The sequence below is a fragment of the Microbacterium sp. genome, from assembly GCF_044340635.1.
Taxonomy (GTDB): Bacteria; Actinomycetota; Actinomycetes; order Actinomycetales; family Microbacteriaceae; genus Microbacterium.
Map to the genome: position 1 here is coordinate 265976 of NZ_JBIITF010000003.1, position 25706 is coordinate 291681.

The window sequence follows — 25706 nt, forward strand, 5'->3', positions numbered from 1 at the left end:
TTGACGGTCTCCAGCCTGCATGACGGCGTCGGCCCGACTCGCTCAGCCGGGCCGACGCCGTCGGTACGTCACGCCCTACGGCCGCCCGCCACCGCCACCACCGCCGCCGCCGCCCATCATTTGACCCGACAGTTCCGTGAGCTGCTCGCCGTTGACGATCAGGGTTCCGCCCGAGAACGTTCCCGTCCCGTCGAAGTCGGTTGACGACTGACCGGTGATGTCGATCGTGCCGCCGGTGATCGTGAGGTCACCGTTGCTGTCGATCGCGTCGGTGTCACCCGAGCCCATCACGATCGTGATGTCTCCCCCGTTGATGGTCACGTTGAGGCCGTTCGTGACGATAGCCGAGGCGGCGGCATTGATACCGTCGTCGCTCGCGTTGAGCGAGATCTCGCCGCCGTCGATCACGATGACGGGCGCCTCGATGCCTTCGACGGATTCGAGGATGTCGATCGTGCCGCCCGTGATCGTCACCTGTTGCTCGGCCTTGACGGCGTCATCGCCCGTGGTGATCGTGATGTCGCCACCCGAGACGACGAGCTGCCCCGCGCCGGCGTCGCTGTCGTTGGTGGACTTCATGCCGTCGCCCGCCGCATCGATCGTGATGGTGCCGCCGCTGACCGTCAGCGAGTCGGTACCGCGGATGGCGTCGTCGACACTCTCGACGGTGATGGTTCCGGATTCGATCCACAGGTCGTCCTTGCCGACGATGCCGTCGGCGAAAGTCGCGGTGACATCGAGCGAACCCGTACCTGTGATGATCAGGTCGTCCGCGGAGTAGATGGCGCCGTCGATCTCTTCGTCGGTGCGCGTGGATGCGTCGGAGACGGTGTTGCTCGTGCCATCCGCCAGTTCTATGACGGTCGTCTCGGCGCTATCGACCTGGATGGCGGCGCCCGCGTTACTCGCGATGGTGGCGCCATTCAGGATGATGCGCACATTCCCGTCGGTGCCCACCACGATCTGCCCGGTGGTAGATCCGCTGAGGACGTAGGTACCCGCCTCGGTGATGGTGAGGCCGTCGTCGGTGAGCGCCACCTCTGTCGTCGGCAGAGCGCTCCAGTCGATGTCGCCGCTGGCGTTGCTCGTGTCCACAGCGACGGTCGAGCTCGACTCGATCGTCGATGCGGAGCTGGACGCGGTGGGCGTACTCGAGGTGGTGGCGGACACAGCGCATCCGGACACCAGGAGCGCAGAGGCCAGGAGGGCGGTGGAGGTCAGGGCGAGTCGTCTCATGGTCGATCCTTGGGTCAGTTCGTTCGTGGCGGATCACCACTACACCGCGCGCCCCTATCCGGATCCTTTGCGCCGTCTATGCCCCCGCAGTGGGTTGGCGACGGGGCTGAGCGCGACGCGGCGACTGGTTCGGGCACGCAAAAGGCCCGAGAAGCTCTTACGAGCTCCCGGGCCTCTGATCTGTCGGGATGACAGGATTTGAACCTGCGACCCCCTGACCCCCAGTCAGGTGCGCTACCAAGCTGCGCCACATCCCGTTGTTCACTTTTCTGCCCCCGCCTGAGCGCGGACAACTCCCCCATCTTACCCGAGCGTCCGCGCGCCCGTGAACGCGATCGACCGTGTCGGCGGGGCGGACTACCTTCGGGCCATGACGATCACAATCGTGCCCGCCAACGCCGAACGCTTCGACGACGTCGAGCACACCTTCTCGGGCGGTGGGGACGGCCTCAGCTGCCAATGCCAGTGGTGGAAGCTCACGAACGCACAGTTCAAGGCATCCGATCGGGAAGATCGCGCAGGGATGCTGCGAGCACAGGTCGCCGCCGACCCCTCGCCCGCACTCATCGCCTACGTCGACGGTGAAGCCGCGGGGTGGGTGCGCGTCGGCCCGCGCACGACCCAGCCGCGACTATCGCGCACGCGGGACTTCGCCGCGACAACGGAGCCGTGGGACGACCCGACCGTCTGGGCTGTCACGTGCTTCGTGGTGCGTAAGGAACACCGCGGCAAGGGTCTCAACCAGCGGTTGCTCGATGCCGCGATCGACCACGCTCGTACGCATGGCGCCCGCATTCTCGAGGCGCATCCGAACGACACGAGCATGACCACACGCTCCGCGAACGAGCTCTACCGAGGCATCCTGAGCGTGTTTCTGAATGCCGGGTTCCGGGAGATAGCGCGCCCGAAGCCCGAGCGGGTGATCGTTCAGCTCGAACTGAGCACGTGACCGCCGCACCCCCGCGACCGGAGCTCGCTGCCCTCACCATTGCCACCCGGTGCAACTCGGTTCCGCGGGCCGTCATGCGGCGCAGGCCGACGCGCGAAAGCGTGTGGGTCGTGCAACGATTATGGGGCCCGGCCGCCATGCGCCCAGGCGCCCGTCCGCCCACTCGACGAGGAGCAGCATGACCGCAGAGTCTTCGCGCTCGCCCCTCGCACGTGTCGCCGGACTGCCGGCATGGATCGGATTCGTCCCGTACGCCCTCGTCTCGCTGGTGCACGTCATAGCGCTGGGCATCGGGGCCGAAGCCGTCGCAGGCCCGACCAAGCTTGCACTCATGCCCCTCCTGGCCGTTGCGGCCCTGTGGGCCGGCCGCGGCTCGGCCTGGGGCACGCCCGCGCCCCTGCTCTTCCTCGCGCTCGCCTTCTCGTGGCTCGGCGACGGCGCGGGCACCTTCTTCCCCTACGCACCCGAGCTGCCCGTCATGCTGCTCTGCTTCGGACTGGCGCACATCGCCTACATCGTGCTGTTCTGGCGCTTCGTCCGCATCAAGCGCTGGCCCGCGTGGGCGCTGGTGTACGCCGCGTGGTGGCTGCTGCTCGTCGTCATCCTCGTCCCGATCATCATGAGCCATATCGGTGGCGGGATCGCTCCGGCGGTCGCGATCTACGGCCTCGTCCTCGGGAGCACGGCCGCTACCGCCACGATCATCGCCATCGGCGCGGCGTTCTTTCTCGCATCCGACACCATCCTCGCGTTCCGCCTCTTCACACCCGAGGCCATGCCCGATTGGACGAGCCCCCTCGTTATGGCGACCTACACGCTCGGCCAGGGGCTCATCGTGGCGGGCGTCGCGACACGCCTGCCCCGCCTCACGGCGCGAACCGGGGCGGTGCGCGGGTGAGCACCGAGACATCCCGCGTGCGGACGGATGCCTGGCTCTGGGCCGTCCGCGTCTACAAGACCCGCTCGGCGGCGACCACGGCCTGCCGGGCGGGACACGTGCGCGTCAACGGCGACCGAGCCAAAGCCGCGCAGCCCATCGGGCCCGGCGATGAGGTCCGCATCCGCATCGCGGGCTTCGACCGCACGCTGATCGTCCGCCAGACCCTCGTGAAGCGCGTCGGGGCCCCGGCGGCCGCGCTGGCTTACGAAGACCTCACGCCTCCCCCGCCGCCGCGGGAAGAGATCGCGTTCGTGCCCGTCCGTGACCGCGGGGCCGGACGTCCGACGAAGCGCGAGCGCCGCGACATCGACAAACTGCGCGGCTTCAGCCCGGAGTAAGCCTGCTGTGGCCAGGGCCGCTCAGCCAGCGGTCACTGAGGTTCTCGAGCTGACCCGCTGTGCGCAAACAGCGTCGGCACACGCTTGCCATTGCCGACGTCGTGAGATGTGAGAACTCTCATCTTTTCGTCGCGAATTTGGCGTGGTTTGGGTGCTTTTCGGGGTTCGGATGTCGGTGGTCGTCCGTAGAGTTTCGAACATGCATTCGATATGTGACGACGTCGAAACGACGGGGGTGGACGCGATCGCGCGCGAGCTCGCCGGGGAGGGCATCGACGTGTGGCGTGCGTATGCGCGTACCGAAGCCGCGATGGCGCGCGTGTTCGCGAAAGCCGCGCACGTGGGTGCGCGCCGGGTTGCCGAACTCGCCTCGCCCTCCTCCCGCGAAGCAGAACTCCCGTACCGGGCATTGGCGGCGGAACTCGGTGCGGCGATGAACATGTCCGACCGGACCGTGCAACGCCGCATGAACGATGCCGCCGTGTTGGATGAGGCGTTCCCCGCCACCTTCGCGGCGTGGGAAGAGGGACGGATCGCTCGCGGCCATGTCGCGGTGATCATGGAACACGGGCTACCTCTGAGGGATGTCGAGGCGCGGGCGGAGTTCGAGCGCGAGGCGCTGGTGCGAGCCGAGGGGACGACGCCCGGGCGGCTCGGGGCGTCGTTGGCGCGGTTGGCGGAGTCTTTGCAGCCGCGACCCTTGGCGGAGCGCCATCAGGAGGCTCGCGCTTTGCGGGGTGCGTGTGTGCGGGACATCGGCGACGGGATGGCGGAATTCATCTCTACCCAACCCGCGGTATTGGCACACGCGATGCACGACCGGATCACGCAACAAGCCCAGGCGTTGAAGAACGCCGACCCAACGGACACCCGCACTCTGGATCAGATCCGGGCGGACCTCGTGGCTGACATGTTGCTGACCACGGTCCCGTCCGTCGACACGGGGGCCGGACTCTCGGAGGGCCAGGGCGGATTGGGAGCGATCCGCGCAATCGTGAACGTCACCATTCCCGCCCTGGCACTGGCCGGAGTGACAGACGAGCCCGCCGAACTGGTCGGCCGCTGCCCGATCGACCCCGCCACCGCACGCCGGCTCGCGGGACACGCAACCGGATGGGACCGGGTCCTCGCCGACCCCATCACCGGCTGCGTGCTCGCCGTCGACCGATACACCCCGTCCGCGGACATCAAGCGGTTCCTGCAGGCGCGGGATCAACACTGCCGGTTCCCCGGATGCCGACAACCCGCACACCGATGCGACCGCGACCATACCCTCGACTACGCGCTGGGTGGTGAAACCATCGTCTGCAACCTCGCCTGCCTCTGCAAACGACACCACACTCTCAAGGGGGAAACGGCCTGGACGGTCCGACAACTCGGCGGCGGGATCCTGGAATGGACATCACCGGGCGGTCACGTCTATATCGACAAACCACCCTCGGCGATCCACTTCACCCCGAACACGGACCCACCACCGTTTTAGGTGACCACCGCGCGCATTGTCACTGAGCTTGTCGAAGTGACCCGCAGCGCCGTACCCTCGACCATCGAGCCTGTCGAAGGGCCCCAGCACGCTTGCGATCGCCTGGCCCCCGGGTTCGCCGCGCGCCCGCGATCGCCTCGTCCCCGGGTTCCCCGCACGCCCGCGATCGCCGCGCGCGCGATCGCTGAGCCCGTCGAGGTGACCCGAGCGCCGCGCCCAAGCCCACCCCCACCAGGGTGGTGCCTACGCGCGGTCGTGCAGCGTGATCTGGTAACCATCGGGATCGGCGAAGGTGAACGTCCGGCCGAACGGGCCGTCGATCGGCGCCGAGACGATGGTCTGCCCGTCGGCGACGAGCGCGTCGTGGATGTCCTGGACGTCCGTGGCGTGGAGCCAGATCGCAGCGCCGATGCCCGGCTGAGGCACGGATGCGAAGTCCGTGCTGGGAACGATGTCGCGCAGCGCGAACGCGATCGGCGTGGTCTCGAACACCACGGCATGCGGCGGCCCGGCGGGCGAGCGGACCAGCCCGAGGTAGCGCTCGTAAAACGCCTGCGAGGCGCCGAGGTCGCGCGCCTGGAGAGAGATGAAGTCGGGACCGGTGGCGGGCATGGTGCGCTCCTCAGAGGTTAATGTCAGTTTTCTGACACACAAAAATATATGTCAGAATACTGACATGAGTCAAACCGGTATCGATCTGCAGACGTCGTTGGGCTATCTGCTGAAAGAGGCGTCAAGCGCGCTCCGGTCCGCCATGGAAGAAGTGCTCAAGCCACTCGGAATGACCGTCACGCACTACTCGTGTCTCGAGCTGCTGTCGCAAAGGCCGGGCCTATCGAACTCCGAGCTCGCCCGGGGCGCCTTCGTCACACGGCAGTCGATGAACGTGCTGCTGCAGAACCTCGAACGCGACGGTTTCGTGACCCGGGCGACCGAGGCACGCGTCGGCAAGGTTCTCCCGACCGAGCTGACACCGCGCGGCCGCGAAAGCCTGAAGCAGGCGTCGGCGGCAGTGCGGTCCGTCGAGGTCCGGATGTTGTCGGGCATGACCGAGAACGAGCAAGCGGGAGCGCTGCGGGTCTTGCGGAGCATGATCCGCTCACTGCGCGACGACAGCGTCTAGCGCAGAGCGACTAAGCGAGCCGGTCGAGCACCCAGCGAACCCCATGAACCGTGGCGCCAACCCGCTCCGAGCGGCGCGTAAGTTCGGCGTCGCTCGTGACCACCGTCACGGCGGCGCCCCCCGCATCGAGGCCAGTCACCGCCTCCACGATCGCGTCGTCGCCGGATGCCTCGGCCCGCACGAGCTCGACCAACCCGTCACGATCGTCGACGCCCCGCGCCGCACCCTCGACGACCGCGATGATGCGCGGGAACCAACGCGTCGCCGGCAGCTCGAGTGCGGATGCCTCGAGCCCCTCGACAGCGAGCGCCTCCAGTCGATCGAGCAGGCGATCCGTCGCGCCCGCACGATCCTTCCACCACCCATCCGGTACCGACCCGACCACGTTCGCCATGTCCACAACCACGACGGGGCGCAGATGCAGCGCCGAGCGAAGCGAACTCCAGGCCTCCTCGAACGAGGGATGCAACGGGTGATCGACCACCTCGTCAACCCTCACCCACTCGAGCGCATGACTCTCGGGGTCGCTGATGACCGGCGCGAAGGGCACGACGACATCGCCGATCACGGTCGTGTACGACCAGATGTCGAGATCGAGAACGCTCGTAGCGCGCGGGCGGATCGCCGAGCCGGGAACACCGGCCTCCTCGAGCGCCTCGCGCAGCGCAGCATCCATCGCCGACTCCCCCTCGTGGCGAGCGCCACCCGGCAGCGCCCAGGTGCCACCGAAGTGACTCCACGAGACACGGTGCTGCAGCAGCACGCTATCGAGAGCGGTGTCGTACGCGAGCAGACCGGCCGCACCGAAGCGCCCCCAGTAGCGTTCGCCACTGTCGGCAACAACCCACGCATCCCCCGAGTCGCGCGGCCCGAACGGCCGTCGCGGCTCACCGGGGACGGGGGGCTCGATGCTCACCCGTCCAGATTCTCACACCCGGACGGCAGTTCGGCGCCCCCGGGCCCGGCTCAGCGCTGGCGCTTCTCACGCACCCGCATGTTGATCTGGATCGGTGTGCCCTCGAAGCCGAAGATCTCGCGCAGGCGACGCGCGATGAAGCGGCGGTAGCCCGGGTCGAGGAATCCGGTCGTGAACAGCACGAATGTCGGCGGACGCGACGCGGCTTGCGTGCCGAACAGGATGCGCGGCTGCTTGCCACCGCGAAGCGGGTGCGGGTGCTCGGCCACGAGCTCCGACAGGAACGCGTTGAACTTGCCGGTCGGAATCCGCTGATCCCACGACTCGAGCGACGTCTCGAGCGCCGGCACGAGCTTGTCGAGGTGACGGCCGGTCTTCGCCGAAATGTTCACGCGGGGCGCCCAGGAGACGTGCGCGAGGTCCTGTTCGATCTCGCGCTCGAGGTAGCGGCGACGATCGTCGTCAACAAGCTTGTCGGTCGAGAGCAGGTCCCACTTGTTGAACGCGAGCACGAGCGAGCGGCCAGACTCGAGCACCATGTCGATGATGCGCACGTCCTGCTCGCTGAGCGACTCGCTCACGTCGAGCACGACAACGGCGACCTCGGCCTTTTCCAGCGCGGTCGCCGTACGCAGCGACGCGTAGAAATCGGCACCCTGCTGCAGGTGGACGCGACGACGGATGCCGGCGGTGTCGACCAGACGCCAGAGCTTGCCGCCGAGCTCGACGATCTCGTCCACCGGGTCGCGGGTCGTGCCGGCGAGCTCGTTCACGACGACGCGCTCTTCGCCCGCCGCCTTGTTGAGCAGCGAGGACTTGCCGACGTTGGGGCGCCCGAGGATCGCGACGCGGCGCGGGCCGCCGATCTCGTGCGAGGCGACCGCCGAAACCTCGGGCAGCTTCTCCATGAGCTGGTCGAGCAGGTCCGCAACGCCCCGGCCATGGATGGCCGAGACGGGGTGCGGTTCACCGAGACCCAGGCTCCACAGCGCCGCGGCCTCGGGCTCGTGGCGTGCGTCGTCGATCTTGTTCGCGACGAGGAAGACGGGCTTACCGCTCTTGCGCAGCAGCTTCACGACCTGCTCGTCGGTCGCCGTCGGGCCGACCATGGCGTCCACGACGAACAGCACGACGTCCGACAGATCGATCGCGACCTCGGCCTGTGCGGCGACGGATGCGTCGATGCCCCGTGCATCCGGTTCCCACCCGCCGGTGTCGACGAGCGAGAAGCGCCGGTCCATCCACTCGGCCTTGTACGTGACGCGGTCGCGCGTGACACCCGGGGTGTCCTCCACAACGGCCTCACGCCGACCCAGGATGCGGTTGACGAGGGCGGACTTGCCGACGTTCGGGCGTCCGACGATCGCGACGACGGGCAGGGCGGGCAGGTACTCGATGCCGTCGATGCCGCGCTCGACTCCCGCGAGCAGGTGCGCGTCGTCTTCATCGAGGTCGTAATCGGCGAGGGATGCGCGAAGTGTCGCCGCCCTCTGTTCGACCAACTCGGGGTCGAGATCCGCCAGTTTCTCGGCGATCTGGTCGGGGCGACCTTCGTATTCGTCGTCAGCGCTCATGGGGTCAATCCTCGTGTTCTGTCGACGATGTCGAGGACAGCGTCGACGGTCTGTTCGAGATCGAGGTCGGTCGAATCGACCACCTCGACCCCCGGGGCGGCGGTCAGGAAGTCGACCACCCCACTGTCGGAGGCATCACGGCGGTGCAGGGCGTCGGCGACGACCGCTGCTTCCACGCCGGCCAGCTCGGCGCTGCGCCGGGCGGCGCGCACCTCGGGGGCCGCTGTGAGCAGCAGCCGGACGGCCGCGTCGGGCGCGACGATGGTCGTGATATCCCGGCCTTCCACGACGATGCCCTCGGGCGTATCGGTGATGATCGCGCGGAAGAGGTTAGTGACGGCCTGACGGATCGCCGGCACGCGGGCCACGCCGCTGACGGCGTCCGAGACGCGGGGTTCACGGATGGCAGCGGCGACATCGACCGAGCCGACGCGCACCCACGTGTCGTCGGGGTTCGTCGAGATCGCGAAATCGAAGTCGCCCGTGGCATCCAGCACGGCGCTCGCGTCGCTCGTGTCGGCACCGCGTTCGAGCACGTGCCAGGCGAGGGCACGGTAGGCGGCGCCTGTGTCGAGGTAGCCGTAACCGAGGCGCGAGGCGACACGCTTCGCCACGCTCGACTTGCCGCTACCCGCGGGGCCGTCGATCGCGATGACGTTGTCGGCGGTTGCCAGCGGCACCACCGGGGTCGCTTCACCCATTACCCGTGCCCGCCATCCGCCAACCTCGCTCTTCCAACCCTGCCGTCGCGTGCGCGACGATCGCGGGTTCCACACTGATCTCGGCCAGGCCGAATGGGGCTCCGGGCGAGTGCTCGAGTCGCAGGTCTTCGACGTTCACGCCGAGCGCGCCGAGTTCGCTGAACAGGCGCGCCAACTGGCCCGGGGTGTCGTCGACCATGACGACGAGCTGCTCGAAGCGCCGGTTCTGTCCGTGCTTTCCCGGCAACCGCTCGACACCCTCGTTGCCGCGCTGGATCGTGTCGGCGATCGTGCGGCGAGAGCCCGCGGCATCCGGGTCTCGCAGTGCATCGGCGACCCGGCCGAGGTCGGCGGCGAGCTGGTCGAGGACCTCGACGACGGGCTCGGAGTTCGCGCCGAGGATCTGCACCCACAGTTCGGGGGCGGATGCGGCGATCCGCGTCGTGTCACGAACGCCCTGACCCGCGAGGCCGAGCGACTGCTCGGGAGCCTCGCGCAGGCGCGCCGCGAGCAGACTCGAGACGAGTTGAGGCACGTGCGAGACGACGGCCACGGATCGGTCGTGCTCTTCGGGTGTCATCTCGATCGGCATGGCCCCGAGGTCGAGGGCGAGGCCTTCGACGATCGCGAGATCGGCAGACGAGGTCTCTTCGTCACGGCAGACGACCCACGGGCGCCCGATGAACAGGTCGGAACGGGCCGAGATCGCTCCCCCGCGTTCGCGCCCGGCGAGCGGGTGCGAACCGATGTAGCGCGTGAGATCTACGCCGCGCTCGCGCAGTTCGTGCAATGGCGCGAGCTTGACGCTCGCGACATCCGTGACGACCGCGTTTGGAAAGCGAGCCAGTTCGGCCGCAACGACGTCAGCCGTGACATCCGGCGGCACCGCAACGACGATGAGACGAGGCTGGTCCTCTGGGCTGCTGAGCCGTCCGGCACCATAATCGACGGCCAGACGCACCTGTGCGCGCGAGGTATCGTCGAGCGCGACATCGACGCCGAGCGCCGTCAGGGCGTGTCCGACGCTCGCGCCGAGCAGTCCCGCACCGACCACGCGGACGGTGCCGCTGGTGCGCGCGGCAACGCGTGGCGTGGTCGTGTCGGTCACTGAAATCTCCTACTGAGTGTCGCCCTGCGGCTCGTCGTCGCTCGCGAGGGCGGCATCGCGGCGCGCAAGGGTGAGCAGCGCGCCGCGTTCCACCTTAGTCAACTCCCGCGCCTGCCCCGCCGGGAGAGTTCCCAGGTGGAGCGGGCCGAACTGTCGGCGGACGAGTTCACGGACCGGATGCCCCACCTCGGCCATCATCCGACGCACGATCCGGTTGCGACCCGAGTGCAGGGTCAGCTCGACCAGGCTCGTGCCGCCCGAAGCGTCCAAGAGCCGCGCCTTGTCGGCTGCGATGGGTCCGTCCTCGAGCTCGATCCCCCGCGTCAGCTGCGAGATCGTCTGGGCGCTGACCCGGCCCGACACCTTCGCGATGTAAACCTTCGTCACGCCGTACGAGGGATGCGCGAGCACGTGGGCGAGCTGCCCGTCGTTGGTGAGAATGAGCAGGCCGCTCGTCTCGGCGTCGAGGCGACCGACGTTGTAGAGGCGCTCGGGCCACTCCTCTGTGTACTGAGTCAGGTCAGGGCGCCCACGCTCGTCGCGCATCGTGCTGAAGACGCCCGTGGGCTTGTTGAGCATGACGTAGCGCATGCCGGACTCGACCTGCACGGCAACACCGTCGACATCGACCAGGTCGGACTCCGGATGAATCCGCGCACCCATCTCGGTCACCACGACGCCGTTTACCCGCACGCGCCCGTCGGAGATCAACTCTTCGCTGACGCGGCGCGAGGCAACGCCGGCCTGGGCGAGCACCTTCTGCAGCCGCACTCCGTCGGCCGAGGCATCCGTCGCCCCCGTCTCTTCATCGCTCATCGCCGGCTCCCTCGCTCCATGTCCCACTTCTCCTGCTTCATGTCCCCTTTTCGCTCGGTATACACCCTCCATTCCGGGTGAAAAGGGGACACACCTGATCGGGATGTCCCGGTTTCACCCGGAATGTCAGCCAAGCTCACCGCCCCAAGGTCTCGTCGAGGCTGTCGTCGTCCGAGACATCGGGCAAGAGCGGCGAGATCGGCGGCAGCTCGTCGAGCGAGTTGATACCGAGGTTCACCAGCAGCGCGTCGGTCGTTCCATAGTGGATCGCCCCGGTCTCGGGATCCGCGAATTCTTCCGTGATGAGGCCGCGACCCAGCAGCGTTCGCACGACCGAGTCGACATTGACGGCGCGGATCGCCGCGACCTGACCGCGTGTGACGGGCTGCTTGTACGCGATCACGGCGAGCGTCTCGAGCGCTGCCTGCGACAGGCGCGACGGCGCCTGCGTGTTGACGAACTCGCTCACCAGGTCGTCGTGCTCCGCGCGAACGTACAGGCGCCATCCCCCGCCGACCTCGCGCAGCTCGAACCCGCGACGAGGTCCCCCCGTGCGGCCGTCGTAATCCTCGACGAGCGACTCGATCGCCTGACGCACGGCCGCAACGGGTGCCGACACAGCGGTCGCGAGCGCGACGAGGCTCTGCGGCTCTTCGACCACGAGCAGGATCGCCTCGAGGCGGCGGGCGACGGATGCCGCGCCAGCGCCGCCCTCGGTTGCTGAGTCTGTCGAAGCATCAACGGTCATAATCGGCCCCCAGGCTCGCAAGTTGTTCGTCGGACCAGTTCTCGGCCGACCATCGCAGGGTGAGTTCGCCGAGCGGTTCGACCTGTTCGAACGAGAGTGCAGCATGCCGGTACAGCTCGAGGATCGACAGGAATCGCGCCACGACGATACCGGGTTGCGTGACGCCGGCGACGAGCTCGCGGAAGCTCACCGACTCGGCCCGGCGCAGCAGCGACACGACGACGGCCGCCTGTTCGCGGATGCTGACGAGTGGCGCGTGCAGGTGCTCGAGACCGACGTGCGGCATCTCGCGTGGGCTGAACGCCAGGAGCGCGAGGGCGGCGAAGTCCTCGACCGACAGCGTCCAGACCAGCTCGGGCACGGCTGCGCGGTGCTTCTCGTCCAGCCGCACGGCACGAGCGTGCCGCGTGTCTTCGCTCTGCAGCCGGGTGCCGAACCATCCGGACACCTCTTTGAACGCGCGGTACTGCAGCAGACGCGCGAACAGCAGGTCTCTCGCCTCGAGCAGCGCAACGGACTCGGAATCGACGAGCTCGCCCTGTGGCAGCAGGCCCGCGACCTTCATATCCAGCAGGGTCGCCGCGACGACGAGGAACTCGCTCGCGCGCTCCAGCTCTTCGTCCGGGTCGAGCGCCCGCAGGTACGAGATGAACTCGTCCGTCACCTTGCTGAGCGCGATCTCGGTGATGTCGAGTTCATGCTTCGAAATCAGCGAGAGCAGCAGGTCGAACGGGCCGTCGAATCCCGTGACCGAAACACGGAATCGGCCGTCGCCGTCCCCGTCATCGACCGCCGGCGCGGCCTCAGGCGACGTCGCCACGCGCGACCAGTTCCCGCGCCAGGCGCAGGTAGGCCTGGGCGGCGGCGTGCTCGGGGGCGAATTCGATGATCGGCAGACCCGAGACGGATGCATCCGGGAACTTCACCGTGCGACCGATGACGGTCTCGAGCACATCGTCGCCGAATGCCTCGACGACACGCTCGAGCACCTCGCGGGCGTGGAGCGTGCGCGAGTCGTACATGGTTGCGAGGACCCCGTCGAGTTCGATCGCGGGGTTGAGGCGGTCGCGTACCTTCTCGATGGTCTCGATCAGCAGGGCGACGCCGCGCATCGCGAAGAACTCGCACTCCATGGGGATCAGTACGCCGTGGCTGGCGGTCAATGCGTTGACCGTCAGCAGCCCGAGCGAGGGCTGGCAGTCGATCAGGATGACGTCGTACTCGCGGGAGATGTGGCGCAGCACGCGCGCCAGGATCGTCTCGCGCGCGACCTCGTTGACCAGGTGCACCTCGGCGGCGGACAGGTCGATGTTCGCCGGCAGCACGTCGAGACCCTCGGTGCGCGAGGGGACGATGATCTCGCGCGGATCGCGCTTCGTGTCGAGCAGGAGATCGTAGACGGTCGGCACGTCGTGGGTCTGGATACCGAGACCTGCCGACAGCGCGCCCTGCGGGTCGAAATCGACGACGAGCACGCGACGGCCGTAGTGCGCGAGCGATGCGGCCAGGTTGATGGTCGTGGTCGTCTTGCCGACCCCGCCCTTCTGGTTGCAGAGCGCGATGATGCGCGCCGGACCGTGCGAATCGAGCTTCGGCGGTGTGGGGAAGCCGTGATACGGGCGACCGGTCGGGCCGAGGGGTGCCTCGTCCGTCGAGGAGGCCTTCTTCGTGCCCCGCGCGCTGCCCGCCACCGATACTCCCTGCGTCACCATCTGAACCCCATGCTGTGGACCGATTCTAGTCACCCGCGCACCCTCGGCCCGGGCGGCGCGCGCGGGCGCCGGTGCTGTCGGACGCGTTACCGTGCCCGCGGATGCGATGTCGCGTACACGTCACGCAGGGCATCGACGGTCACGTGGGTGTAAATCTGGGTCGTCGCAACGGATGCGTGCCCGAGAAGCTCCTGCACGACGCGAACGTCGGCACCGCCCTGGAGGAGGTGCGTGGCGAACGAGTGGCGGAGCGTATGCGGCGAGACGTGGGCCGCTATCCCCGCTTTCTCGGCGGCGGCCCGGATGACGAGCCAGGCGCTCTGCCGAGACAGCGGCGCGCCGCGGGCACCGAGGAACAGCCGGGGCGTGGCGCGACCTCGCAGCGAGAGCTCGGGTCGCACCCGGGTCAGGTAGGCATCCACCGCGTCGCGCGCGAACGATCCGACGGGCACGATGCGTTCCTTGTCCCCCTTGCCGCGCAGACGCACGATGTCGCCGGTCCCGCGGCTCCCGCCCGCGCCGCCCGCGCCCATTCCGCCCCCGGCCGCGAGATCGTCCACGTCGAGCGTCACCACCTCCGACACGCGAGCGCCCGTGGCGTACATCAGTTCCAGCAGGGCCCGATCGCGGAGGCCGATGGGATCCTCCCCCGACGGGGCCGCGAGCAACCGCTCGACCTGGTCGATCGTCAACGCCTTCGGCAGACGCTGCGGGGCCTTCGGGGGGCGAAGCCGGGCCGACACATCCTCGTCCTCGATCCCCTCGCGGGCGAGATGGCGGTGCAGGCCCCGCACCGAGGACTGCAGCCGCGCCAGGCTCGACGCGGCGGGAGGAGGGGATGCCGCGGCCCGGTCGGCGATGTAGCACCCCACGACATCCGGGGTGACGTCCGTGGTGTCGAACACACCTTGTTCGGTCAGCCATGCGACATAGTCGCCGAGGTCCCGTCGATACGCCGCGACCGTGTGCTCCGACAGCCCGCGCTCGATCGAGACGTGGCGCAGGTACGCCGTCACGGCTCGATCGATGCGCACCGGGGTTCGGCTCCGTCCCGGATCGTTCAGCCGGCCGTGGGGCGGCCGTCTTCGGTCGCCGTCCGGCGGCGGTGTTCGGCGGCCGCGAGCACGGCGACGATCAGGATCGCGTTCTGCATCCGTCCCTCGAGTACGGCCGTCACGACATCGTCGAGCGGCACCCATTCGAGGCGGATGTCGGCCTCTTCCGCCTCGCGCGCGTACGTCTCGGGTGCGGGCGAGATGCCCTCGGCCAGGAAGATGTGCACGACCTCGTCGCTGCCCCCGGGCGAGGTCTTGATGCTGACGAGTTCGCTCCACCGACTCGCCGTCAGGTCGGCCTCTTCCGCCAGCTCACGCCGGGCGGTATCGGCGGGCGGTTCGCCCGCGATGTCGAGCAGACCGGCCGGGATCTCCCAGTCGCGCGAGCGGATCGGATGCCGGTACTGCTGCAACAGCAGGATGCGTCCGTCGTCATCGATCGCGGCGATCGCGACGGCACCCGTGTGATCGACGTAGTCGCGCGACGTGGACTCGCCGTTGTAGTCGAAGGTGTCGCTGCGCACATCCCAGACGCGGCCGGGATAGGCGACCTCGCTGCGGGTGATCTCGACCCTCGTCGGCTCGTCGCGCAACGCGCTGAAATCAGTCATTTTCCACCGGATCCACGTCGAAGAGCTCGCTCGCGCGGTGGCGCTCGAGCGCCGCCCCCACGAGCCCGCGGAAGAGCGGATGCGGTGCGGTCGGGCGCGACCGCAGCTCGGGGTGTGCCTGCGTGGCGATGTAGAACGGGTGCACGTCGCGAGGCAGCTCGACGTACTCGACCAGAGCGCGGTCGGGCGAAAGGCCCGAGAACACCAGGCCAGCCTCCGTCAGGCGGTCACGGTAGGCGTTGTTGACCTCGTACCGGTGCCGGTGGCGCTCCGAGATCCGGGGCGCTCCGTACAGCTCGGCCGCGAGTGAGCCGTCGCGCAGATCCGCGGCGTACAGGCCGAGGCGCATCGTGCCCCCGAGGTCTCCGCCGGCGATGATCTCGACCTGCTCCGCCATCGTCGCGATGACGGGGTACTCGGTGTCGGGGTCGAACTCGCTCGAAGAGGCGCCCTCGAGACCGGCCAGGTTTCGCGCGTACTCGATGACCATGCACTGCAGACCCAGGCACAGCCCGAGCGTGGGAATGCCCTGCTCGCGTGCGAACTTCAGCGCGCCGAGCTTGCCCTCGATGCCGCGGATGCCGAAGCCACCGGGCACGCAGATGCCGTCCACGTCCGCCAGGGCCCGCGCCGCGCCCTCGGGCGTGTCGCAGAGATCCGAGGGGATCCAGCGGATGTTGACGTGCGTCTCGTGCGCAAAGCCACCGGCCTTGAGCGCCTCGGTGACCGACAGGTATGCGTCCGGCAGGTCGATGTACTTTCCCACGAGGCCGATCGTCACGTCGTGCTTGGGGTTGTGCACGGCGCCCAGCACCCGCTCCCAGCGCGACCAGTCGACATCCTTGGCTTCGTCGAGACCGAGCGCGTTGACGATGTACGCGTCGAGTCCCTGGTCGTGCAGCATGGTCGGGATGTCGTAGATGCTCGGCACGTCGACGGCGTTGACCACGGCGTCCTCGTCGACGTCGCACATCAGCGCGATCTTGCGCTTGTTCGACTCGGTAACCGGCCGGTCGCTGCGCAGCACAAGCGCGTCCGGCTGGATACCGATCGAGCGGAGGGCCGCCACGGAGTGCTGCGTCGGCTTGGTCTTCTGCTCCCCCGATGCCCCCATGAAGGGCACAAGCGAGACGTGCACGAAGAAGACGTTGCGGCGACCGAGCTCGTGACGGATCTGCCGCGCCGACTCAATGAAGGGCTGCGACTCGATGTCGCCGACCGTACCGCCGACCTCCGTGATGATGACGTCGGGCTGCGGGTCCTGCGTCGCCTGCAGGCGCATCCGGCGTTTGATCTCGTCGGTGATGTGCGGAATGACCTGAACGGTGTCGCCCAGGTACTCGCCCCGGCGCTCGCGCGCGATCACCTGCGAGTAGATCTGACCTGTCGTGACGTTGGCGGCCTGGCTCAACTCGACGTCGAGAAAGCGCTCGTAGTGCCCGATGTCGAGGTCGGTCTCGGCGCCATCGTCCGTGACGAATACTTCGCCGTGCTGGAACGGGTTCATGGTGCCCGGATCCACGTTCAGATAGGGATCCAGCTTCTGCATCACGACCCGCAGGCCCCGCGCCGTCAGCAGATTGCCGAGGCTCGCGGCGGTCAGGCCCTTACCCAATGAAGAAACGACACCACCGGTCACGAAGATGTGTCTCGTGATGTGTTTGGTGATGTCGTTCGATGTTCCCGATGCAGTTTCCGCCACGGGCTTTAATCCTATCAGTCGCGGACGCCGGCGAGACCGAGCAGCTCGCGCGCGTGCTCGAGTGCTGCGGCCGAGTCGGGAAGTCCCGACAACAGCCGCGCCATCTCGGCCGCGCGTGCGGGCCCTTCGAGTCGCTGGACGCTCGAGGCGGTCACCGAACCGTCGTTCTCTTTCACGACGGTGAGGTGGTTGGTGGCGAACGCGGCCACCTGCGCGAGATGCGTGACGACGATGACCTGGGATGCTTCGGCCAGGCGCGCGAGGCGACGCCCGACCTCGATCGCGGCGGCGCCACCGATGCCGGCGTCGATCTCGTCGAAGACGAAGGTCGGCACGGGGTCGGTGGCCGCGATCACGACCTCGATCGCGAGCATGACGCGGCTGAGCTCTCCCCCGGAAGCGCCCTTCGAGACGGCACGGGGTTCGGCACCCGGGTGCGGGGCGAGCAGCAGCGCGACGTCGTCGCGACCGTCGGCCGTGGGCGTACCGGGCGACACCGCGACGTGCAGGCGGGCATCCGGCATGGCGAGGGCGCTGAGTTCGGCCGTCACCGCGTCGCCGAGCGCTACGGCCGCGACGGTCCGGCGTTCCGTGAGAAGGGCCGCGGATGCGTCGAGTTCTCGTGCAGCGGCATCCCGTTCGTCCGCGAGCTCCCCGATGCGGGCATCGTCTCCCTCGAGCTCTGCCAGACGTGCGGCCCCGGTCTCGGCGAGCGCGATGACCTCGTCCAGCGACGTCCCATGGTGCCGGACGAGGGCCCCGAGCGCCGCGCGCCGCGTCTCGACGGCGTCGAGCTCGAGGGGCCCGGATTCATCCAGATCCGCCAGATACCCCGAGAGATCCGTGGCGAGTTCGGCGGCGCGGAAGCCCAGTTCGGCGACCTGCTGCGAAAACGTCTCGAGGGCGGGATCCTGGGTGCTCGCGCGTTCGAGCAGACGCCGCGCCTCGCCCATCAGAGTCGAGACATCAACGCCATCATCTTCCGACGACAGCGCCTCACGCGCGCCTGCCGCCGCGGCGCGGAGTTCCTCGACGTTGGCGAGGCGCTCGGCGCGCTGGGCGAGCTCGACATCCTCACCCGGTTGCGGTGCGACATCCTCGATCTCGGAGAGCGCCGCGCGCAGGGCCTCGGCCTCGGCGGTACGCGCATCTCGCTGTGTCGTGAGCGTCGTGTATTCGGCATCGAGTTCGCGCCAACGATTCCACGCGGTCCGGTAGGCGGCGAGCGCGTCGCGAACTCCGGTTCCACCGAAACGATCGAGGGCATCGCGCTGGGCCGCCGCCGAGCGCAGTCGCAGCTGGTCGGACTGCCCGTGCACGACCACGAGGTCATCCGCCAGGTCAGCGAGAACCCCGGCCGGTGCGGCGCGCCCGCCGACGCTCGCGCGGCTGCGGCCCTCGGCCGTGACCGTCCGGCCGACGTACAGCTCGGCGCGGTCAGCTCCGAGCGGCTCGAGGTCTCCCCCGGCTTCGCGAACACGGTCGGCGACGGATCCCTCGGCCGGAACATTCCAGATGCCCGCTACCTCGGCCTGGCCGCCCGAGCGCACAACGCCCGAGTCCGCGCGCTGACCGAGCAACAAGCCGAGGCCCGTAACGACCATGGTCTTGCCCGCGCCGGTCTCACCCGTGATCGCGGTGAATCCGGGGCCGAGCGGCAGGGTCGCTTCGGCGATCACCCCGAGCCCGGAAAGGCGTACTTCCTCGATCACGCGCCCGCCCCGGGCCGGGTCGCAGGGTCGGTCTCGGTTTCGGTCGGTTCGTGCATCGCCCAGGTCTCGGGCTCGGCGGATATGGGCCCACGCCATCCCTCGACCGGCAGACGGAACTTGCGCACCAGCCTGTCCGTGAACGCGGCGGGGTGCAGACGCGCGAGGCGCACGGGCTCGGGCGAGCGGCGCACCATCACGCGAGCACCCGGCGGCAGATCGTGCGAGCGACGGCCGTCGCACCAGAGGATTCCCGTGCCGTTCGTCCGTTCGAGCACCTCGATCGCGATCGTGGCCTCGGGGCCCACCACGAGGGGTTTGGCGAACAGGGCATGTGCCGACAGCGGTACCACCGCCATCGCCTCGACGGTGGGCCAGATCACCGGGCCGCCGGCTGAGAAGTTGTACGCGGTCGAGCCGGTGGGGGTCGAGACGACCATGCCGTCGCAGCCGAAGCTCGAAAGGGGCCGACCGTCCACCTCGAGCACGACCTCGAGCATCCGTTCGCGGCTGGCTTTCTCCACCGTGGCCTCGTTGAGCGCCCATGTCTCGTAGATCAGCGAGTCGTCGGAGTCCTGCACGCGCACGGCGAGCGCCAAACGCTCTTCGACCCGGTAATCGCCGAGGATGGCGCGATGCACCGCCTCGTCCAGCTCGTCGCGCTCGATCTCGGCGAGAAAGCCGACATGCCCCATGTTGATGCCGAGCACCGGGGCCGTGCCACCGCGCACGAGTTCTGCGGCGCGCAAGATCGTGCCGTCGCCGCCCAGCACGATCGCCAGCTCGATCTCGTCAACCGGAACGTCGATGCCCAGCGTGCCGGTGTTGTCGAAGTCTTCGATCGCGTCGCCCAACTGGGCTCGATCATCCGCGGAGAATACGGCGCGAGCGCCGGCTGCGACCAAGGCGGCCGTCACGCGGCGCGCAGCGGCGACCGTGTCGGCGCGCAGCGCATGCGCGACGACCAGGATGTTTCGCGTGCTCGTCATGCCGCTCCCGCCGATAGTTCGCCTCACCCATTCTGTCGGATGGCTTCGGTTCACTGGGTCGCCCGCGCGCTGGGGAGGATATCTCGACTTCGGAGGACGGATGTCGAGGCATGCATCCTCCGAAGCCGAGATCTCCTCCGGCTGCGAGACGGTGGGTATGAAGGCTGCGCTGGTGCTCGCGACGCAGCTCCTCGAGGATCACCCGGCGTACTCGGACCCCGAAATCGACCTCATTCTGTTCGTTGAGAATGCCCGAAGCCTCGAGCGTCGCCCCTACCACGCGCACAAGATCGTGCTGCTGCTGGCTTCCATGCGTCACGCGGCCGCTCGCCTCGAAGCGCGCGGCATCGCCGTCGCGTACCGCCGGGTCGACGCAGACGAAGCGGGCACCAACGACCGCACGGAGTCGTTCGGTGCCGCGGTGGGGGCCCTCGTCCGCGAGCACGACATCACGCACCTCGCCTGGATGGCGCACACCGACCCGCGCGTTCAGGGCTCGATCGAGAAGATCGCTGCCGGACAAGGGCTGCAGACGCGCACCTACGCCGACGACCTCTTCCTCACCCCCGAGGCGCTGGTCGACGAATGGTTCGCGACCCACCCGACGGCCCGGATGGAGGACTTCTACCGCTGGCAGCGTCGGCGCACGGGCATCCTGATGGAGGGCGGTGCACCAGAGGGACGCCGTTGGAACTTCGATACCGAGAACAGGCATCCGCTCCCCCGCGACAAGAAAACCAAGGCGCACGCCCTCGATATCCCGGCGATTCCGATACCCGACCCCGATGAGCTCACCCGTTCGGCCATCGAGGATACGCGGCGACTCTTCGGCGACCATCCGGGCGATCCCCAGACCTTCTGGCTCCCTGTGACCCCCGCGGGCGCACGGGAATGGCTCGAGGACTTCATGACTCGTCGCCTATCCGATTTCGGTCGCTACGAAGACGCGATGGATGCCGACGAGCCGTTCCTCTTCCACTCCGTCCTCAGCCCGCTGATCAACATCGGGCTGCTCGCGCCCCAGGAGGTCGTCGACCGGGTCGAGCGCGCAGACGCCCCGCTCGAATCGCGCGAGGGTTTCATTCGCCAGGTCATCGGATGGCGGGAGTACATGCGCGGCGCGTTCCGCGCGCAGCCCACGCTCGAGAACGCCAACTACTTCCACTTCACCCGCAAACTCGAGGCGTGGTGGTACACCGCGGAAGGGATCCCCGACGACATCCCGCTGCCGGTCCGCACCGTGCTCGAACGCGTCCATCGCTACGGCTACGCACACCACATCGAACGCCTGATGGTGCTCGGCAACTGGTTCCTGCTGCAGGGCTACGATCCCCGCGAGGTCTACGAGTGGTTCTCGGCGATGTTCGTGGACGCGTACGACTGGGTCATGGTGCCGAACGTGCAGGGCATGAGCCAGTTCGCGGACGGCGGTCGCGTCGCGACGAAACCCTACATCGCGGGCGGGGCGTACCTGCAGCGGATGGGGTCGTGGTGGCCGAGCGCCGCAGCCGCGCAGGCGGATGCCTTCACCGACGCCTATTGGCAGTTCCTCGACCGCAACGAGCCCCAGCTCGCGGACAACCACAGGCTCGCAATTCCTCTCGCGCAGATGCGTAAACGGCGCGAGAACTGACCCGTCAGCGCTGAGTGAGCTCGTTCACCAGGGCGAGCCAGGCGGTCGGGTTCGCCGCATCCGCGTCCGCACCCTCATCGTCGACATCGCGCCCCCGGAACCAGGCAACGAACTCGTGGTTGCCGTGCGTGCCGGGCAGCGGCGAGGCGATCACACCGTGCGTGCCGAGGCCGGCGTCCCAGGCCGCCCAGAGCACACCCGCAACGGCATCCGCGCGCGAAGCGGGATCGGTCACGAGCCCACCGCGGACGGATGTCCGTCCCACCTCGAACTGCGGTTTGATCAGCAACACGGCATCGCCGGCGGCGTCCATCGTTGCGCGGACGGCCGGCAGGACGAGGCCCAGCGAGATGAAAGACAGGTCGCCCGTGACGAGCGAAGGCACGCGGTCCACACCGCTCACCGCGGCAAGTGACTCCGGCGTCATGTCGCGCACGTTGTAGCCCTCGACCGAGACGACACCCGCGTCCTCCCGAATCCGGTCCGAGAGCTGACCGTGCCCGACATCAACGGCGATCACCGGGTCGGCGCCGCGCTCGCGGAGCACCTGCGTGAACCCTCCGGTCGAGGCACCCATGTCGAGCGCCACACGCCCCGCGACCTCGATCGGGAACGCATCGAGGGCCGCCACGAGCTTGTGCGCGGCACGGCTGACGTAGTGATCGAACGCGGCGACCTCGATCACCGAAGACTCCTCGACCTTCGCCGAGGACTTCACGACCGGGCGACCATCGACCGTGACGAGTCCGTCGGCGATCAGCCCCGCCGCGTGCGTTCGCGAACGCGCGAGACCGCGCGCCGCCAGAGCGGCATCCAGACGCTCACTCATCGGTCGCCGGATGCCGAAGCGCGCGGGTCCGCGAGGCCGCCCACTCCCTCGAGCTCACGCGAAAGCTCTTCGTACATCGCGTCGAACGCGGCGGCACGGGTCGCGAGCGGCTGCTCCTCGACGACCCGCAGGCGCGACACAAGGCTGTCGTCGAACGATCCCTCGGGTGTGTGGCTCATCGCCCCAGGATACGACGGGCACGGACGGATGCCTCGGCGCCCCGCGTCAGCGACGGGCCCCGATCAGCGCGCAGCGCGGAACGGGTCGTCGTAGAGCCGCTCGGGCACCCGCAATCCGTAGATCGCACGACCTGAGTCCCAGATCGCGCCGGCCGCGGCGCGAAGCAGGTTGATCTGCACGGAACCCTCGGCGACGATCTCGACATCGTTGCCGGCGACACGCACGGTGGCGTCGCCGACTGTGACCGCGCCATCCTTCCCGCGCGTCTTCGCCGCCGGATACGGCTGCGACAGTTCGCGCAGGTCCCCGAGGATGAAGTCTGGACGCGAACCGGCGGGCGCGGCGAGGACGTGCTTCGGTCGGTCAATGCCGGTGAGCACGAGCGCCGAAGCGATTCCGGCGCGCTGTGCGCCGAGAATGTCGGTGTCGAGCCGGTCGCCGATGAAGAGCGGATGCTTCGACCCGAACCGCGCGATCGCCTCGAAGAAGATCGGCGTCTCGGGCTTGCCCGCGACGGTCGCGAGACGCCCGACCGCGGTGTGAACGGCGGACACCAGCGTGCCGTTGCCCGGCGCGATCCCGCGCGCTTGCGGGATGGTCCAGTCGGTGTTCGTCGCGACCCACGGGATGCCGCCCTCGTCCTCGGGCAGGGCGAGCGCGAAAGCAGCCTCGGCGAGGTCACGCCAGGCGACATCCGGTGAGAAACCCTGGACGACCGCGGCGGGGGAATCCTCTGCGCTGCGCGTCACCGTGAAGCCGGCCTTCTCGACCTCGACGGTCAGCCCTTCTCCCCCGACGACCAGCACACGCGATCCCTCCGGAAGCATGTCGCGCAGCAGACGCATCGCAGCCTGGGGGCTCGTGATGACGTCTTCAGGCTGAACGGCCAGCCCGAGCTCTCGCAGCTGTCCGGCAACCGTCGCGTCCGTGCGCGAGGCGTTGTTGGTGATGTACCCGAGTCGACGCGTCTGGCCCGCGGCGTTCAGCGCCTCGACGGCGTGCGGAATGGCCTGGTGACCGGCATACACGACCCCGTCGAGATCGGCGAGGACCGCATCGACCCCGTCGAGCGGAGTCGGGCTCGTCCTTCCGCGCAACGCCATCAGTCGGACGCCTCAGTCTTGTCGCTCTCCTCGCCCTCATCGGGCTCGGCGATCGATTCGGCTGCGGCGCCCAGCGCGGGATCACTATCGGGCTCGGCATCGTCGTCGATCACACCGTCGGTGTCGTCTGAATACTCCGGTTCACCCGCTACTTCCGCGTCATCATCGAGATCTACGTCATCATCGAGATCGATGTCGAGCTCTTCGATTTCGTCGATCTCGAGAACGTCGTCCGAGCCGTCACCATCGAGTGCGGCCTCGGCCACCTCGGCGAGCTTGGTCCACCGCGCTGCCTCGTCCAGGCGTCCCAGCTCTTCGAGCACGGTCGCACGGGCGGCAAACAGGCCGGGACTCCAGGGGAACGCCGTATCGGGATTGAGCTCGGGGATATCCAGTTCGCGCAGGGCGCGCTCGAGGTCACCCAGGTCGAGCCGGGCACCGGACATGGCGACAGCCAATTCGACACGGGTCTCGATCGGGAGCGAATCGCGATCGACGGCGCGACCGACCTCGAGGGCACGATCGGGACGCCCGACACCCCTTTCGCTGTCGACCATCATCGCGATCTGGTCATCGCTGCCCGAGATGCGTCGGTACGTGCGCAATTCGCGTAGCGCGAGGGCGAAGTCTCCGACGGCGTACGCCGTGATCGCGAGAGATTCTCGAACCACGGCGACTCGGCCGGCCTTGCGCGAAGCAGCCAGGGCGTGCTCGTGCGCGAGCGCGGGGTCTTCGTCGATCATCCGTACAGCCATCGCCAGGTGACGGCCGACCGTGTCAGCGTTTTCCTTGCTCAGGGTGCGCAGCTCGTTGCGTGCACTCGGGTGGAGGTCACGGGCCGTGACATCGTCAGGCAGGAGCGGATCCGGGATGCGCGGCTCGAAGTCACGATCACGGTCCCGGTCGCGGGGCGGAGCGTCGCTGCGGTTGTATGCGGGGCGACCTGAGTTACCGTCGCGGCGTTCGTACGGCGGGCGCGAACCTCCGCTATCGCGGTTCTCGTACGGGCGACGAGGCGCATCACCATCACGCTTGACGTAAGGCGGACGCGAAGAGTTCCCATCACGCTTCTCATACGGCTTGCGGGGTGCATCGCCATCACGCTTCACATACGGGGGACGTGAGCCACCGCTATCGCGGTTCTCATACGGTCGACGAGGCGCATCACCATCACGCTTCACGTAAGGCGGACGCGAAGAGTTCCCGTCACGCTTCTCATACGGCTTGCGGGGCGCGGCGCCATCACGCTTCACATACGGGGGACGCGAAGAGTTCCCGTCACGCTTCTCATACGGCTTGCGAGGCGCATCACCATCACGCTTCACATACGGGGGACGTGAGCCACCGCTATCGCGGTTCTCATACGGTCGACGAGGCGCATCACCATCACGCTTCACGTAAGGCGGACGCGAAGAGTTCCCGTCACGCTTCTCATACGGCTTGCGGGGCGCGTCGCCATCACGCTTCACATACGGGCGACGAGGTGCATCGCCATCCCGCTTCACAAATGGCTTGCGTGGAGCATCCCCTCCACGAGGAGTACTCGGTCGGCGATCGGCGCCGCCACCCGCGCGGGGCGAGCGTCCGGAAGCGCCGCGCGCTCGATCGGGCCCACCGCGACGCTCATCGTCCTTACGGTCGTCGTCTGCCATGTTTCCGATCCTTTCGCGATCCGCCCGTCGGCCAAATCGCACTGTTGTAAAACAGCGTTGTTAACGAAGAAAGGGCCACCCAGCATTGGGTGGCCCTTTCTTGAAAGAAGTCCGGCGGTGTCCTACTCTCCCACAGGGTCTCCCCTGCAGTACCATCGGCGCTGAGAGGCTTAGCTTCCGGGTTCGGAATGTAACCGGGCGTTTCCCTCTCGCTATGGCCGCCGAAACACTATTGATGTTTCAATCAGCATAACAAAGTCATTGTTATGCGGTTCTCGACCGTACATCGAGAACCACTCAGTGGACGCAAGCACCTAGCAAAAATAGGTGATTATCAAATCATCGGCTTATTAGTACCGGTCAGCTACACGTGTTGCCACGCTTACACACCCGGCCTATCAACCCAGTAGTCTGGCTGGGAGCCTCTCGCCCGAAGGCATGGAAATCTCATCTTGAGGCCGGCTTCCCGCTTAGATGCTTTCAGCGGTTATCCATCCCGAACGTAGCTAATCAGCGGTGCCCTTGGCAGGACAACTGACACACCAGAGGTTCGTCCAACCCGGTCCTCTCGTACTAGGGTCAGATCCTCTCAAATTTCC

At 68.0% G+C, this 25706-nt stretch carries 26 protein-coding genes, 1 tRNA gene and 2 rRNA genes; 6 read left to right on the forward strand and 23 right to left on the reverse strand.

The genetic code is table 11. From position 1 onward, the window contains the following. Positions 1 to 75 precede the first annotated feature (75 nt). Both ACIQ0W_RS04580 and ACIQ0W_RS04585 read right to left on the reverse strand, forming a co-directional pair. Positions 76 to 1236: a carbohydrate-binding domain-containing protein gene (locus tag ACIQ0W_RS04580; protein ID WP_396641628.1), complete on the reverse strand. Its 1161-nt coding sequence runs from the start codon at positions 1234 to 1236 to the stop codon at positions 76 to 78. 183 nt (positions 1237 to 1419) lie between these two features. Continuing rightward, positions 1420 to 1493 (reverse strand) — tRNA-Pro (locus ACIQ0W_RS04585). Between the two features lie 113 nt (positions 1494 to 1606). On the opposite strand from ACIQ0W_RS04585, the gene ACIQ0W_RS04590 reads away from it, so the two are divergent. The 4 genes from ACIQ0W_RS04590 (at position 1607) to ACIQ0W_RS04605 (ending at position 4946) form a co-directional block, all read left to right on the forward strand. Beyond that, positions 1607 to 2185, forward strand: a complete 579-nt coding sequence (locus ACIQ0W_RS04590) for a GNAT family N-acetyltransferase (RefSeq protein WP_396641629.1) — start codon at positions 1607 to 1609, stop codon at positions 2183 to 2185. A 178-nt stretch (positions 2186 to 2363) separates the two neighbouring features. After that, positions 2364 to 3083: a lysoplasmalogenase family protein gene (locus tag ACIQ0W_RS04595; protein ID WP_396641630.1), complete on the forward strand. Its 720-nt coding sequence runs from the start codon at positions 2364 to 2366 to the stop codon at positions 3081 to 3083. Further along, complete coding sequence (locus ACIQ0W_RS04600; protein WP_396641631.1) at positions 3080 to 3463, forward strand: RNA-binding S4 domain-containing protein; 384 nt, start codon at positions 3080 to 3082, stop codon at positions 3461 to 3463. Before ACIQ0W_RS04595 ends, ACIQ0W_RS04600 begins: the two co-directional genes overlap by 4 nt. Before the next feature lie 199 nt (positions 3464 to 3662). Continuing rightward, positions 3663 to 4946 carry a DUF222 domain-containing protein gene (locus ACIQ0W_RS04605; RefSeq protein WP_396641632.1) on the forward strand — a complete coding sequence of 428 codons (1284 nt, stop codon included), beginning with the start codon at positions 3663 to 3665 and terminating at the stop codon, positions 4944 to 4946. Positions 4947 to 5189: 243 nt separating this feature from the next. Here the strand turns inward: ACIQ0W_RS04605 and ACIQ0W_RS04610 are convergent, their stop codons facing one another. Continuing rightward, positions 5190 to 5558, reverse strand: coding sequence for a VOC family protein (locus ACIQ0W_RS04610; protein ID WP_396641633.1), 369 nt, complete (start codon positions 5556 to 5558; stop codon positions 5190 to 5192). 64 nt (positions 5559 to 5622) lie between these two features. Between ACIQ0W_RS04610 and ACIQ0W_RS04615 the strand changes: the two genes are divergently transcribed. Further along, positions 5623 to 6069 carry a MarR family winged helix-turn-helix transcriptional regulator gene (locus tag ACIQ0W_RS04615; RefSeq protein ID WP_396641634.1) on the forward strand — a complete coding sequence of 149 codons (447 nt, stop codon included), beginning with the start codon at positions 5623 to 5625 and terminating at the stop codon, positions 6067 to 6069. Between the two features lie 10 nt (positions 6070 to 6079). On the opposite strand, the gene ACIQ0W_RS04620 is transcribed toward ACIQ0W_RS04615, so the two are convergent. From ACIQ0W_RS04620 to ACIQ0W_RS04680, 13 genes are all read right to left on the reverse strand, one after another. Further along, positions 6080 to 6985: an NUDIX domain-containing protein gene (locus tag ACIQ0W_RS04620; protein ID WP_396641635.1), complete on the reverse strand. Its 906-nt coding sequence runs from the start codon at positions 6983 to 6985 to the stop codon at positions 6080 to 6082. A gap of 50 nt (positions 6986 to 7035) precedes the next feature. Continuing rightward, a complete protein-coding gene (gene der, locus ACIQ0W_RS04625; RefSeq protein WP_396641636.1) occupies positions 7036 to 8559 on the reverse strand; it encodes a ribosome biogenesis GTPase Der in 1524 nt (507 codons plus the stop codon). Beyond that, a complete protein-coding gene (cmk, locus tag ACIQ0W_RS04630) occupies positions 8556 to 9260 on the reverse strand; it encodes a (d)CMP kinase (protein ID WP_396641637.1) in 705 nt (234 codons plus the stop codon). Before cmk ends, der begins: the two co-directional genes overlap by 4 nt. Further along, positions 9253 to 10368, reverse strand: a complete 1116-nt coding sequence (locus ACIQ0W_RS04635; protein ID WP_396641638.1) for a prephenate dehydrogenase — start codon at positions 10366 to 10368, stop codon at positions 9253 to 9255. Before ACIQ0W_RS04635 ends, cmk begins: the two co-directional genes overlap by 8 nt. Positions 10369 to 10377: 9 nt before the next feature. Further along, the gene (locus tag ACIQ0W_RS04640) at positions 10378 to 11184 is read right to left on the reverse strand and encodes a pseudouridine synthase (RefSeq protein WP_396641639.1); all 807 of its coding nucleotides are present in this window, start codon (positions 11182 to 11184) and stop codon (positions 10378 to 10380) included. A gap of 136 nt (positions 11185 to 11320) precedes the next feature. Beyond that, positions 11321 to 11932, reverse strand: coding sequence for an SMC-Scp complex subunit ScpB (gene scpB / locus ACIQ0W_RS04645; protein WP_396641640.1), 612 nt, complete (start codon positions 11930 to 11932; stop codon positions 11321 to 11323). Continuing rightward, positions 11922 to 12752, reverse strand: coding sequence for a segregation and condensation protein A (locus tag ACIQ0W_RS04650; RefSeq protein WP_396641641.1), 831 nt, complete (start codon positions 12750 to 12752; stop codon positions 11922 to 11924). The genes scpB and ACIQ0W_RS04650 overlap by 11 nt, the downstream gene beginning before the upstream one ends. Further along, the gene (locus ACIQ0W_RS04655; protein WP_396641658.1) at positions 12736 to 13644 is read right to left on the reverse strand and encodes a ParA family protein; all 909 of its coding nucleotides are present in this window, start codon (positions 13642 to 13644) and stop codon (positions 12736 to 12738) included. The genes ACIQ0W_RS04650 and ACIQ0W_RS04655 overlap by 17 nt, the downstream gene beginning before the upstream one ends. An 86-nt stretch (positions 13645 to 13730) precedes the next feature. Continuing rightward, positions 13731 to 14678 carry a site-specific tyrosine recombinase XerD gene (xerD, locus tag ACIQ0W_RS04660; RefSeq protein ID WP_396641642.1) on the reverse strand — a complete coding sequence of 316 codons (948 nt, stop codon included), beginning with the start codon at positions 14676 to 14678 and terminating at the stop codon, positions 13731 to 13733. 26 nt (positions 14679 to 14704) lie between these two features. After that, entirely contained in the window at positions 14705 to 15310 is a 606-nt protein-coding gene (locus ACIQ0W_RS04665) for an NUDIX domain-containing protein (protein ID WP_396641643.1), read from the reverse strand. Beyond that, entirely contained in the window at positions 15303 to 17012 is a 1710-nt protein-coding gene (locus ACIQ0W_RS04670) for a CTP synthase (RefSeq protein WP_396641644.1), read from the reverse strand. Before ACIQ0W_RS04670 ends, ACIQ0W_RS04665 begins: the two co-directional genes overlap by 8 nt. A gap of 14 nt (positions 17013 to 17026) precedes the next feature. After that, on the reverse strand, positions 17027 to 18724 hold the full coding sequence (recN, locus tag ACIQ0W_RS04675) for a DNA repair protein RecN (RefSeq protein ID WP_396641645.1): 1698 nt from the start codon (positions 18722 to 18724) through the stop codon (positions 17027 to 17029). After that, positions 18721 to 19710 (reverse strand): NAD kinase, encoded by a 990-nt coding sequence (locus ACIQ0W_RS04680; RefSeq protein WP_396641646.1) that lies wholly within the window; start codon positions 19708 to 19710, stop codon positions 18721 to 18723. Before ACIQ0W_RS04680 ends, recN begins: the two co-directional genes overlap by 4 nt. A gap of 100 nt (positions 19711 to 19810) precedes the next feature. Between ACIQ0W_RS04680 and ACIQ0W_RS04685 the strand changes: the two genes are divergently transcribed. Then, positions 19811 to 21343, forward strand: coding sequence for a cryptochrome/photolyase family protein (locus tag ACIQ0W_RS04685; protein ID WP_396641647.1), 1533 nt, complete (start codon positions 19811 to 19813; stop codon positions 21341 to 21343). Positions 21344 to 21347: 4 nt separating this feature from the next. On the opposite strand, the gene ACIQ0W_RS04690 is transcribed toward ACIQ0W_RS04685, so the two are convergent. The 7 genes from ACIQ0W_RS04690 to ACIQ0W_RS04720 form a co-directional block, all read right to left on the reverse strand. Next, positions 21348 to 22172, reverse strand: coding sequence for a TlyA family RNA methyltransferase (locus ACIQ0W_RS04690; RefSeq protein ID WP_396641648.1), 825 nt, complete (start codon positions 22170 to 22172; stop codon positions 21348 to 21350). After that, on the reverse strand, positions 22169 to 22351 hold the full coding sequence (locus ACIQ0W_RS04695) for a hypothetical protein (protein ID WP_396641649.1): 183 nt from the start codon (positions 22349 to 22351) through the stop codon (positions 22169 to 22171). The genes ACIQ0W_RS04690 and ACIQ0W_RS04695 overlap by 4 nt, the downstream gene beginning before the upstream one ends. A 63-nt stretch (positions 22352 to 22414) precedes the next feature. Further along, on the reverse strand, positions 22415 to 23455 hold the full coding sequence (locus ACIQ0W_RS04700) for an HAD-IIA family hydrolase (RefSeq protein WP_396641650.1): 1041 nt from the start codon (positions 23453 to 23455) through the stop codon (positions 22415 to 22417). After that, complete coding sequence (locus ACIQ0W_RS04705; protein ID WP_396641651.1) at positions 23455 to 24198, reverse strand: hypothetical protein; 744 nt, start codon at positions 24196 to 24198, stop codon at positions 23455 to 23457. The genes ACIQ0W_RS04700 and ACIQ0W_RS04705 overlap by 1 nt, the downstream gene beginning before the upstream one ends. Before the next feature lie 758 nt (positions 24199 to 24956). After that, positions 24957 to 25082, reverse strand: coding sequence for a hypothetical protein (locus ACIQ0W_RS04710; RefSeq protein WP_396641652.1), 126 nt, complete (start codon positions 25080 to 25082; stop codon positions 24957 to 24959). A 134-nt stretch (positions 25083 to 25216) separates the two neighbouring features. Next, positions 25217 to 25333, reverse strand: a 5S ribosomal RNA gene (gene rrf / locus ACIQ0W_RS04715). A gap of 104 nt (positions 25334 to 25437) precedes the next feature. Further along, positions 25438 to 25706: ribosomal RNA gene (locus ACIQ0W_RS04720) — 23S ribosomal RNA — on the reverse strand; the annotation flags it as partial.

What these genes read in the sequence shown, in the direction of transcription:
- ACIQ0W_RS04580 (WP_396641628.1), bottom strand. Translation starts at nt 1,236, where the DNA reads ATGAGACGACTCGCCCTGACCTCCACCGCCCTCCTGGCCTCTGCGCTC.
- ACIQ0W_RS04590 (WP_396641629.1), top strand. Translation starts at nt 1,607, where the DNA reads ATGACGATCACAATCGTGCCCGCCAACGCCGAACGCTTCGACGACGTC.
- ACIQ0W_RS04595 (WP_396641630.1), top strand. Translation starts at nt 2,364, where the DNA reads ATGACCGCAGAGTCTTCGCGCTCGCCCCTCGCACGTGTCGCCGGACTG.
- ACIQ0W_RS04605 (WP_396641632.1), top strand. Translation starts at nt 3,663, where the DNA reads ATGCATTCGATATGTGACGACGTCGAAACGACGGGGGTGGACGCGATC.
- ACIQ0W_RS04610 (WP_396641633.1), bottom strand. Translation starts at nt 5,558, where the DNA reads ATGCCCGCCACCGGTCCCGACTTCATCTCTCTCCAGGCGCGCGACCTC.
- ACIQ0W_RS04615 (WP_396641634.1), top strand. Translation starts at nt 5,623, where the DNA reads ATGAGTCAAACCGGTATCGATCTGCAGACGTCGTTGGGCTATCTGCTG.
- der (WP_396641636.1), bottom strand. Translation starts at nt 8,559, where the DNA reads ATGAGCGCTGACGACGAATACGAAGGTCGCCCCGACCAGATCGCCGAG.
- cmk (WP_396641637.1), bottom strand. Translation starts at nt 9,260, where the DNA reads ATGGGTGAAGCGACCCCGGTGGTGCCGCTGGCAACCGCCGACAACGTC.
- ACIQ0W_RS04640 (WP_396641639.1), bottom strand. Translation starts at nt 11,184, where the DNA reads ATGAGCGATGAAGAGACGGGGGCGACGGATGCCTCGGCCGACGGAGTG.
- scpB (WP_396641640.1), bottom strand. Translation starts at nt 11,932, where the DNA reads ATGACCGTTGATGCTTCGACAGACTCAGCAACCGAGGGCGGCGCTGGC.
- ACIQ0W_RS04655 (WP_396641658.1), bottom strand. Translation starts at nt 13,644, where the DNA reads ATGGTGACGCAGGGAGTATCGGTGGCGGGCAGCGCGCGGGGCACGAAG.
- ACIQ0W_RS04665 (WP_396641643.1), bottom strand. Translation starts at nt 15,310, where the DNA reads ATGACTGATTTCAGCGCGTTGCGCGACGAGCCGACGAGGGTCGAGATC.
- ACIQ0W_RS04680 (WP_396641646.1), bottom strand. Translation starts at nt 19,710, where the DNA reads ATGACGAGCACGCGAAACATCCTGGTCGTCGCGCATGCGCTGCGCGCC.
- ACIQ0W_RS04685 (WP_396641647.1), top strand. Translation starts at nt 19,811, where the DNA reads ATGTCGAGGCATGCATCCTCCGAAGCCGAGATCTCCTCCGGCTGCGAG.
- ACIQ0W_RS04690 (WP_396641648.1), bottom strand. Translation starts at nt 22,172, where the DNA reads ATGAGTGAGCGTCTGGATGCCGCTCTGGCGGCGCGCGGTCTCGCGCGT.
- ACIQ0W_RS04695 (WP_396641649.1), bottom strand. Translation starts at nt 22,351, where the DNA reads ATGAGCCACACACCCGAGGGATCGTTCGACGACAGCCTTGTGTCGCGC.
- ACIQ0W_RS04700 (WP_396641650.1), bottom strand. Translation starts at nt 23,455, where the DNA reads ATGGCGTTGCGCGGAAGGACGAGCCCGACTCCGCTCGACGGGGTCGAT.
- ACIQ0W_RS04705 (WP_396641651.1), bottom strand. Translation starts at nt 24,198, where the DNA reads ATGATCGACGAAGACCCCGCGCTCGCGCACGAGCACGCCCTGGCTGCT.
- ACIQ0W_RS04710 (WP_396641652.1), bottom strand. Translation starts at nt 25,082, where the DNA reads ATGAGCGTCGCGGTGGGCCCGATCGAGCGCGCGGCGCTTCCGGACGCT.